Below are 11,285 nucleotides of genomic sequence, written 5' to 3' on the forward strand. Positions count from 1 at the left end.
CAATTATTGACCGCGGTGATTAAGAACTGAATCTACCAAGCCGTATTCTACTGCTTGATCAGCAGACATAAAATTATCACGATCTGTATCACGCTCAACAACTTCTAAAGGCTGACCAGTGTGCTCTGCCAATAGTTTGTTTAGCTTTTGTTTGATCGTTAGGATCTCTTGCGCGTGAATTTGAATATCAGACGCTTGGCCTTGGAAGCCGCCAAGTGGCTGGTGAATCATTACACGTGAGTTTGGAAGCACGTGACGCTTACCAGGAGTACCACCCGCTAGTAAGAATGCACCCATAGAGCAAGCTTGACCCATACAGACTGTGCTCACGTTTGGCTTGATGAACTGCATTGTGTCATAGATAGACATGCCCGCTGTTACGCTACCGCCAGGTGAGTTGATGTAAAGATAGATATCTTTGTCTGGGTTTTCTGATTCCAAGAAAAGCAGTTGAGCCACGACAAGATTTGCCATGTGGTCTTCCACTTGACCTGTTAAGAAAATGATACGTTCTTTTAATAGACGAGAATAAATATCGTAAGAACGTTCACCACGGGAAGTCTGTTCAACCACCATAGGAACTAGTGCGTCCATAATCGATGGCATTGTATTTTTTTCTTGGTAGCTCATATTCTTATGTCCCTAAAATAAATGGCCCGAATGATTAAATCATACGGACCATTGTTAGCAGAATTGTTGACCGTACGTCAACCTTCTACGTCAGATATTACTATATTAAGCAGGTTGCTGATTCATTAGCTCGTTGAAGCTAACTTCTTTATCAGAAACTTGAGCTTTAGCGATGATTGCATCAATAGCTTGCTCTTCTAGAGCAACATTGCGCATGTTGTTCATCATTTGCTCGTTTTGCTCGTAGTAAGCAATAACTTCAGTTGGATCTTCGTATGCTGTAGCCATCTCTTCGATGATAGCTTTAACTTTCTCGTCGTCAGCTTTTAGCTCTTCAGTCTTGATTACTTCACCAAGAAGAAGACCTACAACTACGCGACGTTTAGCTTGCTCTTCGAACAGCTCACGTGGAAGTTGGTCAGCAGCTTCAGTGTTGCCACCGAAACGTTGAGCAGCTTGTTGACGTAGAACACCGATCTCTTGATCGATTAGAGCAGAAGGTACGTCGATGTTGTTTTCGTTAACTAGACCGTCGATTGCTTGCTCTTTGATGCGGTTCTTAACAGCTTGCTTAAGCTCACGCTCCATGTTCTTACGAACTTCAGCTTTAAGGCCTTCAACGCCTTCAGCCGCGCCGAACTTAGAAACGAATTCTTCGTTTAGTTCTGGAAGCTCACGAGCTTCAACTTTGTTCAGCTTGATAGAGAACTTAGCAGCTTTACCTTTTAGGTTTTCAGCGTGGTAATCTTCTGGGAAGTTTACTTCGATTTCGAATTCCATACCTGCTGTTTTACCAACGATACCGTCTTCAAAACCAGGGATCATGCGACCAGCACCCATCTCTAGTGGGAAGTTCTCAGCTTTACCGCCTTCGAACTCTTCACCGTCGATAGAACCAACGAAGTCGATAGTTGCACGAGAACCAGCGTCAGCAGCAGCTTCAACTTCAGTCCAAGTTGCTTGTTGCTTACGTAGAGTTTCGATCATCTCTTCAACGTCAGCTTCTTTAACTTCTACTGCTGGTTTCTCAACAGTGATGTTTTCTAGACCTTTCAGCTCAACTTCTGGGTAAACTTCAAAAGTTGCGTTGAATACTAGGTCAGCGCCTTCGTTGTTTTCAACTGGTGCGAAAGTAGGTGCGCCAGCTGGGTTGATTTTCTCTTTAACGATCGCTTCGATGAAGTGACGTTGCATTACTTCGCCCATCACGTCTTGACGTACTGCTTTGCCGTACATTTTAGCAACCATCTTCATAGGCACTTTGCCTTTACGGAAACCATCGAAACGACGGTTTTTCGCGATGTTGCGTAGTTCAGCTGTAACTGCATCTTCGATGTTAGCAGCAGGAACAGTAATATTAAGACGGCGCTCTAGGCCTTCTAGCGTTTCAACAGTAACTTGCATTATATAAACCTCAAAACTGGCTCAGTAATCTGAGCATATGAGCCGTAACTTAGCTTTAATTCAAAAGCCGACGTTGTTGGCTGCATTCTTGTGTAGTGCTCTATCCGAACACCTAATTTAAAATCGAGCATTGATGTCTGAATTGATTATTCAACCAAACACCAGACTAATCAGCGATATCTTCGTTCTTCACATGCTTATTGAACGTTCTCACGCAGTAATAAAACGTTTTCACGTACTTACAAAAAGCAGTGAAGCTTGTTTTCGGAAACAAGAAAGGTATCTCCGATTAGCCTCAGGACAGAAATTTTAGATGCGACATTCTAGCGATCTGTTTAATCTCTGTCGAGCCGTTCACCTCTGCATGATGATGAATGCTCTAAATTCGTCCAACTAAATGATACAAAAACGATCAAATCATCACTTAGCACAACAGAAATGGGGACAATAGCGACTTTTTCAAGGGAATCGAGGCCTTTTTTTGCTAAAAAGCTTAAAAAGAGATCTTGCTCTTGTTTTACCCCTCAGAGTCGATAACTTTTTCAACAATCTCCGTTACAAAGCCTTAACCTACTCCCGTCTGTTTACTCTCCATTTTCATCAAAAACTACCGCTAATTGTTGTCAGAAACGAGAAAATACAGACGTGTTTGTTTTACCTAGAATTTAGCGGAGAGCCTCCATGTTTCGAGCTTTGAGAATCCCTTTACTACTGCTAGTCGTCTACTGCTTACTTATGATCGTGGGTGGGTATTGGGTATGGAGCACAAGCCATCAAAGTTTGTTAAATGATCACCAATCTAAGCTTGACCGATTTTCCGTTCATATTTCTAGCCAACTCGACAAGTTTGCACATATCCCAGAGCTACTCTCAAAAGACAAAGAGTTGGTCGACGCCCTACACTCACCAAGCAATTCCGCGCAAATCGAACTCACCAATCGTTATCTAGAGCATGTAAACACGGTCATTCAAGCATCCGACACTTATCTGCTCGACAGTATCGGCACCACCATCGCAGCCAGTAACTGGAGTCTGAAACACTCTTTTGTCGGGCGGAACTTTGCATTTCGTCCCTATTATCAACAAGCGATTCTCGGCAATGAAAACCAGTACTTTGCTTTAGGTTCTACTTCAGGGAAACGAGGCTATTATTATTCTTACCCTGTCTCCTATGCTGCTGAAATCATTGGTGTCATTGTCGTAAAAATGGATTTATCACTGATTGAGGCAAGCTGGAAAGGCAAGCAAAGTTTTTTTGTTGCCGACGATAAAGATCAGATTGTTTTCATGTCGAGCAACCCAGAATGGCTATTCAAAAGTCTTCAACCGCTCGATAAGGCACAACAAACTCGAATTCAAGAGAGCAGACAATACCTTGATACCAAAATAGAGAGCCTGCATTTTTCAGGAGATTTAGAAAGCTCCACCAGCAGTATTCAGTCACCACATCAACTCGTAAAAGAACGTTTTTTCACTTCATCACGCTTCCTCGATGACCCGAAGCTAACTGTCCGAGTATTTTCTCCGACACACTTAGTTTGGTGGGATCTCATCGCTTACCTTGTGGTGCTGAGTTTAGTGTTTGCCATTATCTATCTCACGATGCAACTCAACCACCACCGCCAGCAAAGGCGTGCGCAAATCGATAGGCTGCAGTCTGAAGCCAAACAAAAACTCGAATTTCAAGTGCTCGAAAGAACCTCTGAGCTCCATATAGAGATCAAACAGCGCATCGAGACAGAACGAGTGCTCAGACAGACACAAGATGAGCTTATACAGGCGGCTAAGTTAGCCGTATTGGGTCAAATGTCAGCCAGTATCAGTCATGAATTGAATAACCCACTCGCCGCGATTCGCAGTTATGCAGACAACGGCCGATTGTTTCTCGCAAAAGAGAAGCCCGACCGTGTTGATGATAACCTATCTCGGATTTCAGCACTGACCGATCGTATGGCGAAAATTAGCCACCAGCTTCGTTCCTTCGCAAAGAAATCCACAGCGGAAGAGCTCCACACTCTACAAATATTGCCTGTTCTTCACTCCTCAAAAGAACTCATGAAACCACAATTAAAGAGTGAGCGAGTTAAGGTGAATGAGCTCCCAGAAAAATTTGATGCTTGCGTGTTCGCCAATGCAATCCAACTCGAGCAAGTGATCATTAACCTTCTAACCAATGCGATTCAGGCTATGGAGCACCAGGACGAAAAGCAATTGGCTATCCTGTTAGAGAGAAAGGAATCCGACAATGAGCAAACTAGTATTTTGCTTATTCACGTCGATGACAGCGGCCCCGGTTTTAAGTCCTCCTCGACTGGAGACTTTTTTGAGCCCTTCCATACCACTAAAAAAAATGGTCTTGGACTCGGGCTATCGATTTCTCAACAAATAATCGGTGGGATCAACGGAAAGCTAATCACAGGCACAAGCCCACAAGGCGGTGCTCGTTTTAGTATCGAACTCCCAATAGTGCCCGATGAAAAACGTCCATCAACAGACTGAGACCAACCCGTTAACTAACTAGCGGACCAACTCGAAAACATGCAAGCACACACGTAAACAACTACACAGCTACACAGCTACACAGCTACACAAAATGACTCAGCGATAATTAGAATAAAAGAGTAAAGGAACCACTATGTGTCACGTCTATTTCATTGATGATGAATCCGATTTAAGAATGGCCATTGAGCAAAGCTTTGAGCTTGCTGATGTTGACGCTGAATTCTTTCCCGATGCGGAATCGGCGCTGCTCGCTATCCAGGAAAATGGCCTTCCCCATGTGATCATCACCGACATCTGTTTGCCGGGTATTTCAGGGCATGACTTACTCAATACGGTCATGCATAAAGACAAAGAGATCCCGGTCATCATGATCACAGGGCATGGTGATATTTCAATGGCCGTGCAAGCTATCCATAACGGTGCTTACGATTTCATTGAGAAGCCCTTTGCGAATGACCGCTTAATCGAAACCACCAAACGTGCCATCGAAAAGCGCCAGTTGACGCTCGAAAACCAAGAGTTGAAGCGCTCGTTGAAGGCGAGTAAAGCACTAGGGCCGAGAATCATTGGCGACACACAATCTATGACAGAGCTGCGTTCTATCATCACTCATGTTGCAGACACCAATGCCGATATTTTATTGTTTGGCGAAACGGGGACGGGTAAAGAGCTAGTTGCACGTTCTCTACATGAACAAAGCAGTCGCCGAGAGCAAAACTTTGTCGCGGTCAACTGTGGTGCCGTTCCTGAAAACCTGATTGAAAGTGAACTCTATGGCCATGAAAAAGGTGCATTCACTGGAGCAGAAAGTAAACGTGTTGGTAAGTTCGAGTTTGCGCAAGGCGGCACACTGTTTTTAGATGAAATAGAATCCATGCCGATGCAAGCTCAAATACGACTATTACGCGTATTACAGGAGCGAGTTATTGAAAGAGTGGGCTCGAACGGATTAGTACCGCTGGATATTCGCGTGATTGCCGCAACTAAAGTCGATCTAAAAAAAGCTTCTGAGGAAGGCACTTTTCGCCAAGACCTCTATTACAGACTCAATGTTGTTACTCTAGACTTGCCGCCGTTAAGAGGTCGCCAAGAAGACATCCCTGCGCTTTTTCACCACTTCTTATTGGTCGCAGCCGCTCGTTATGGCAAGACCGCTCCCGCGATTCCACAACAAGAGCTACACGAACTTTTAGCCCACAATTGGCCCGGAAACGTACGAGAATTACGTAATACAGCTGAGCGTTTTGTGCTTTTAGGCAAGCTGTCTCATTTATCAGACAACACCGCAGGATCAACTCAGCATTTGTCTCTAACGGAACTCGTCTCTGACTTTGAGAAAAACACGTTAAAGCAAGCGCTTATTGAGTGTAATGGCAGCATAAAAGAGACCATGGAAAGGCTTCAACTTCCGCGTAAAACTCTCTATGACAAGATGCAAAAACATCAACTTGCGAAAGAGTCATACCGACAGAGCGAAAACTAAATTAGATATGCGAGCAAGATCACCTATACTTAATTTGCTAACAGGATGTTATGCAATAAAGTTAATAAGGAAGTGGTTATGGGTGAGAAAACAAAAGTTCCATCAATTACTGATACGTTGGAGATAGATGGTGTTTATTATATCGATCAACATGTCGACCTAAACACTCCTGAATTAGAAGCAAAAAGAGCCCTCTATCAACAGAGCGACTCTCATTTGAACTTCGGCAGGAATATTGATGAGGAGGTATGATACCTCCTCACCTATTTGCGATTAATTAACTCTATTTAGTGATAATTTCGGGACCCATCAATGTGGTTGGTAACCATGTTGATACCCAAGGTACGTAAGTTACGATAATCAAGAATAAGAACATCACGCCAACCCACGGCAATGCTGCTTTTACCACGTTCATCATCGACATCTTGGCGACACCTGCTGTCACAAACAGATTGAGCCCCACAGGCGGCGTTATCATCCCTATCTCCATGTTCACAACCATCATGATACCCAAGTGAATTGGGTCGATGCCAAGTGCAATTGCAATTGGGAATACCAAAGGTGCCACGATGATCAGCAAGCCTGAAGGTTCCATGAATTGTCCACCAATCAACAGTAGAACGTTCACCACAATTAAGAAGGTGATCGGACCTAAGCCCGCAGAAAGCATAGACTCAGTGATCATCTGAGGAATGCGTTCCTCTGTCAGTACATGCTTAAGAATCAGAGCATTGGCAATGATAAACAGCAGCATGATCGTCAGCTTACCTGCATCATAGAGCGTGTCTTTGGTATCTTTATGGAAGAAGGTTTGGAACACCTTAACCAAAGCAGGCTTTGTATTCTTCTTGTCAGCGAAAGGCCCCATATCTTTATAGATAAAGTTGGCAATGAAGAACGCGTAAACTGCTGCCACTGCCGCCGCTTCCGTCGGTGTAAAGATACCGCCGTAGATACCACCCAAAATAATGACAATCAGTAGCAGACCCCAACTTGCGTCTTTTGCTGCTGCGAACATCTCACCCCAGCCCACAAACGGCTGCGCAGGAATCTTCTTAATACGTGCTGCAATGTAGATAGCAATCATCAACATCACACCCGCCAACAGGCCAGGAATAACGCCGCCAAGGAACATACGACCTACAGATACATCCGTCGCCGCAGCGTAAACAACCATCACAATTGACGGTGGGATCAATATACCCAAAGTACCCGCATTACAGATAACCCCTGCCGCGAATTCTTTTGTGTAGCCGTTTTTGATCATGCCTGCGATAACAATACTACCGATTGCCACTACTGTTGCTGGAGACGATCCAGATAACGCTGCGAACATCATACATGCCACAACCGACGCCATCGCTAAACCGCCGCGGAACCAGCCGACCATTGCGATAGCAAAACGGATAATACGTTTCGCCACACCACCGGTTGACATGAAGCTAGAGGCCAAGATAAAGAAAGGGATCGCTAAGAGTGTGTAGTGGCCTGCAAATGCATTAAACAGCGTTTGTGCGACTGAAGCTAGTGACGCATCAGAGTGCATCAACAAGAATATGACGCTCGATAAACCAAGGGAAATCGCAATTGGCACACCGACCAACATGAAAGCAATTACCATTAAAAATAGAAATAACATTGCCATGATTAGTCTTCCTTACCGTTAGATTTTGTACCCGACTCGTTCGCCTTGTTTTGCTTAGTCGAATCCAATACCGCTGTCGCGTCTTCATCAGAACCCGCTAACACATCAGCTTTCAATGCATCCAGCTCTTCTTCGGCTTCATGGCCTGCAATCATGCGGTCAAGCTTGCCCGTCGCCACTTGATAAGCGATTTGGATGAATCGGAACGTCAGCATTGCCATACCAATCGGCAGCGCCATATAAGGAATAAAACGTGGCAGTTTCTCGTATCGCTCGCCTTCATTCAGCCAGTCGGCAAGAAACTGAAGCATCTCTGGCATTGGAATATCATCGGTTTCATACCAAGCTCGCTCGGTCGCGAACGGGTACCAGTAATTCCAAGAACCAATAAGAAGTAGGATTGAAAAGGCCAGGCAGCTTGTAACGGCGATTAACGCATACATTTTACGTAGCTTTTCTGGGGCAAGGTTAATGATCACATCAACGCCAATGTGGAAGTGTTTTTTAACGCCATAAGATGCGCCTACTAACACCATCCAAGCGAACATGAACACCGTCAGTTCTAGTGCCCACAAGATATTGCCATTGAATGCGTATCGAAATACCACATTGGCAAAAGTAAGTAGCGTCATTGCGCCAAGGAAAAATGCGATTAATGACTCTTCAATCACATCCGTAACTCTTCCGACTTTGGAAAAAAGAGAGGTTTCCAGTGCTGATTCGCTAGAATTTGGTTGTTCCATTTGAGGATTATCCATAATTGACTCCGCTTATAGTTATTTTAATAAGGAGTGGCGAAATGCACGCCACTCCCTTAGCGGTGTTATTGGTTTGAAGCTAACGCTGCATCGATAAGGTCTGAACCGATGTCTTTTTCAAACTTCTTCCATACTGGTTGAAGTGCAGCTACCCATGCTTCACGCTGTTCAGGCGTAAGTGTACGAACCTCACCACCGGCTTCGATGATGTTATTTTTGTTCGCTAGGTTAACTTTTGAAGATTCTGCATTACGTGTTTCAGATACTTCTTGAACGATAGTACCAAGCTGTGTACGTACATCTTCAGGTAGGTCTTTCCAGAAGTCGTTTGACGTTACAACTAGGTAATCCAAGATGCCGTGATTGGTTTCAGTTACGCCGTCTTGTACTTCAAAGAACTTCTTACCGTAGATGTTTGACCATGTGTTCTCTTGGCCATCGATAACCTTAGTTTGCAGGCCGCCGTATACTTCTTTAAAAGACATCTTCTGTGGGTTAGCACCTAGTTGCTCAAACTGAGCCACCAATACGTCTGATGCTTGAACACGGAATTTCAAACCTTCCGCATCTTCAGGGTTGATAAGAGGTTTATTCGCCGACATCTGTTTCATGCCATTGTGCCAAAACGCTAGACCTTGTAAGCCACGACGCTTCATTGCATTCTTCAGTTTTTCGCCTGACTCCGAGTTTTGGAAACGGTCAACAGCTTCTACATCTTCAAATAGGAAAGGAAGGTCAAAAATACGGTATTTCTTAGTGAACTTCTCAAATTTAGACAACGATGGCGCCGCCATTTGAACATCACCATTTAACAGGGCTTCCAGTACCTTATTATCATCGTAAAGTGTTGAGTTAGGGAAAACTTGCATACAAGCTTTGCCGTTCATTTCCGTGTTTACTCGCTCTTCTAGTAAAGAAGCAGCAATGCCTTTCGGGTGCTTATCAGTATTGGTTACGTGACTGAACTTAATCACAATTTCACCAGGGTCACAGTTTGCAGCAGCATTAAAGCTTGTGAGCGCCAGAGCAGATACAGACAGCAGGGTAAGAGGCTTAAACATTATTATTCTCCTTAGTAAACAAAGCAGCCCATCAATGGGAACTGCGTGCTTTCATTAAGGCAATTAGCGCGCCACATTGAAACAAGGCATTAACAACCCTTTAACCATAAGGCTTCATGAGATCTGCCTGTAGTAGTCGCCAACTCGCTGCAAAAATTAATGGGTGGGAAGTGACACATAGAATATTTGTAAATGGGTGGAAGCTGACCAACGCATTAGTAATGAATGAGGCCAAATGAGGTCTGACCAAAAGCGAGTTTGGCTATGATGCCTTGAAGTAATTTCAACCTATCCTGTAAAGTGCTGCACAACTTAGCCAGATTTACCACTTCACTACTTAACAAGAGTTGATACCAATGAGTCAGATCTACCATCACCCAGTACAAATTTACTATGAAGATACCGATCACTCAGGTGTGGTTTATCACCCTAACTTTCTAAAGTACTTTGAGCGTGCACGCGAGCATGTATTGGGCAGCGATAAACTGGCAACCTTGTGGAACGAGCATGGACTGGGGTTTGCGGTGTATAAAGCCAACATGACTTTTCAAGATGGAGTTGAGTTCGCTGAGATCTGCGACATCCGAACCTCTTTTGAACTCGATGGAAAATACAAAACGCTATGGCGACAAGAAGTGTGGCGCAAAGATGCAACTAAGCCTGCGGTGATTGGTGATATCGAAATGGTTTGCCTAGATAAAGACAAGCAACTGCAGCCAGTGCCTGCCGAAGTATTAAAAGCGATGCTTGGCGAAACGAGCTAACTTCACCTCACCAAACTAGCTTAAAAGAGATGAGACAACGAAAAAGTTCTCATCTCTATCTGCATGGGTAGCAAATTTCCACCAAGGGTCACGGCAAAACGGTACTGGTCATCTAATCGACCCAAGCAACATTGCCAATCTGTAGAAATATCGTCTTCTTGAGCAGAATCCAAATCCAACCCAATCCCGCTATGTAGCCTGATTTCGCTATACAATCTAATTTCATCCTGCAAGTTTGGTTGAAAATCCGAAGAGTGAATTGGCAATGTTTGCTCCGTCAAATTAGAGAAATCAAACGAAAAGCTTCGCAACGATGTCGCTAGCCCCTTACCCGTAGCTTTGATGTACGACTCTTTCAATGCCCACAGATCGAAAAAACGCTCTCTCTGTTCTTCTTTGTTGAGTTCAAGTAAATCCGTAAGTTCTGCATCTGAAAAATAGTGCTTCATGATCGAGTCGATATTGGTCGAGCTTCTTGCATGTTCGATATCTACACCTAGTTGAAGTGGTTGCCCTTGGATTTGGCAAATAGCGATCAACAAATGGTCTTGGCTATGGCTTATATTGAAATTCAATCCCGTTTTAATTTGTTGTTCTGTAATTAGGCTTGGCTTACCTTTCTCGCCATATTCAAACCGCCACTCTTCTGGCCTCAAATCAGAATAGCAAGACAACACCTTTCTTAGATAGTTACGAACGTACAAAGCTTGAACCTGAGATGAGGGCATTCGATAGCGATCAACTTTGGCTATCTCATCCATCGTGAGTCTCTGTTTTAAGTACGACACGCTATCGATATCATCATGTAAATCACTCAGAGAGCAAAGCCACAAACCCACAATCGGTATTCCCATATCTCTAGCACTCATTTATTAAAACCACTCTCATCAAGCTATCAAAAAAACATCAAAACGAACAAATTTAACTCACCTATGATTTGCTATAAACATAGAGAAATCGGGAAGGAAACATCCTTCATATGAGGGCTTGGAATTTGATTTCAAAATAATAACAAATTAAAACATAGATCACACTCAG

At 43.9% G+C, this 11,285-nt stretch carries 10 protein-coding genes and 1 pseudogene; 4 read left to right on the top strand and 7 right to left on the bottom strand.

Annotated elements, in window-relative coordinates; translation table 11 throughout:
- Nucleotides 1-3 precede the first annotated feature (3 nt).
- The 3 genes and pseudogenes from clpP to L3V33_RS23260 all read right to left on the bottom strand — a co-directional run.
- Complete coding sequence (gene clpP, locus L3V33_RS15440) at nt 4-630, bottom strand: ATP-dependent Clp endopeptidase proteolytic subunit ClpP (protein ID WP_004736080.1); 627 nt, start codon at nt 628-630, stop codon at nt 4-6.
- Nucleotides 631-735: 105 nt separating this feature from the next.
- Nucleotides 736-2,034: a trigger factor gene (tig, locus tag L3V33_RS15445; RefSeq protein WP_004736079.1), complete on the bottom strand. Its 1,299-nt coding sequence runs from the start codon at nt 2,032-2,034 to the stop codon at nt 736-738.
- Between the two features lie 335 nt (nt 2,035-2,369).
- Nucleotides 2,370-2,552 (bottom strand): annotated as a pseudogene (locus L3V33_RS23260) (hypothetical protein); the annotation flags it as partial.
- Between the two features lie 163 nt (nt 2,553-2,715).
- Here L3V33_RS23260 and L3V33_RS15450 point away from each other — a divergent pair.
- The 3 genes from L3V33_RS15450 (at nt 2,716) to L3V33_RS15460 (ending at nt 6,271) form a co-directional block, all read left to right on the top strand.
- Complete coding sequence (locus L3V33_RS15450) at nt 2,716-4,533, top strand: ATP-binding protein (protein ID WP_135457992.1); 1,818 nt, start codon at nt 2,716-2,718, stop codon at nt 4,531-4,533.
- Between the two features lie 136 nt (nt 4,534-4,669).
- Nucleotides 4,670-6,019, top strand: coding sequence for a sigma-54 dependent transcriptional regulator (locus L3V33_RS15455; protein ID WP_135457990.1), 1,350 nt, complete (start codon nt 4,670-4,672; stop codon nt 6,017-6,019).
- Nucleotides 6,020-6,097: 78 nt separating this feature from the next.
- On the top strand, nt 6,098-6,271 hold the full coding sequence (locus L3V33_RS15460; RefSeq protein WP_181360444.1) for a hypothetical protein: 174 nt from the start codon (nt 6,098-6,100) through the stop codon (nt 6,269-6,271).
- A gap of 31 nt (nt 6,272-6,302) precedes the next feature.
- On the opposite strand, the gene L3V33_RS15465 is transcribed toward L3V33_RS15460, so the two are convergent.
- The 3 genes from L3V33_RS15465 to L3V33_RS15475 all read right to left on the bottom strand — a co-directional run bounded on the left by L3V33_RS15465 (nt 6,303) and on the right by L3V33_RS15475 (nt 9,483).
- Nucleotides 6,303-7,664: a TRAP transporter large permease gene (locus L3V33_RS15465; RefSeq protein ID WP_004736074.1), complete on the bottom strand. Its 1,362-nt coding sequence runs from the start codon at nt 7,662-7,664 to the stop codon at nt 6,303-6,305.
- Nucleotides 7,665-7,666: 2 nt separating this feature from the next.
- Nucleotides 7,667-8,422, bottom strand: coding sequence for a TRAP transporter small permease (locus L3V33_RS15470; protein WP_102487433.1), 756 nt, complete (start codon nt 8,420-8,422; stop codon nt 7,667-7,669).
- 65 nt (nt 8,423-8,487) lie between these two features.
- On the bottom strand, nt 8,488-9,483 hold the full coding sequence (locus L3V33_RS15475) for a TRAP transporter substrate-binding protein (RefSeq protein WP_004736072.1): 996 nt from the start codon (nt 9,481-9,483) through the stop codon (nt 8,488-8,490).
- A gap of 356 nt (nt 9,484-9,839) precedes the next feature.
- Between L3V33_RS15475 and L3V33_RS15480 the strand changes: the two genes are divergently transcribed.
- Entirely contained in the window at nt 9,840-10,247 is a 408-nt protein-coding gene (locus L3V33_RS15480; protein ID WP_009847292.1) for a thioesterase family protein, read from the top strand.
- Between the two features lie 20 nt (nt 10,248-10,267).
- On the opposite strand, the gene L3V33_RS15485 is transcribed toward L3V33_RS15480, so the two are convergent.
- Nucleotides 10,268-11,101 carry a 4'-phosphopantetheinyl transferase superfamily protein gene (locus L3V33_RS15485; RefSeq protein WP_237290825.1) on the bottom strand — a complete coding sequence of 278 codons (834 nt, stop codon included), beginning with the start codon at nt 11,099-11,101 and terminating at the stop codon, nt 10,268-10,270.
- Nucleotides 11,102-11,285: the final 184 nt, after the last annotated feature.

It is taken from the genome of Vibrio sp. A2-1, from assembly GCF_021728355.1.
Lineage (GTDB): Bacteria > Pseudomonadota > Gammaproteobacteria > Enterobacterales > Vibrionaceae > Vibrio > Vibrio splendidus_K.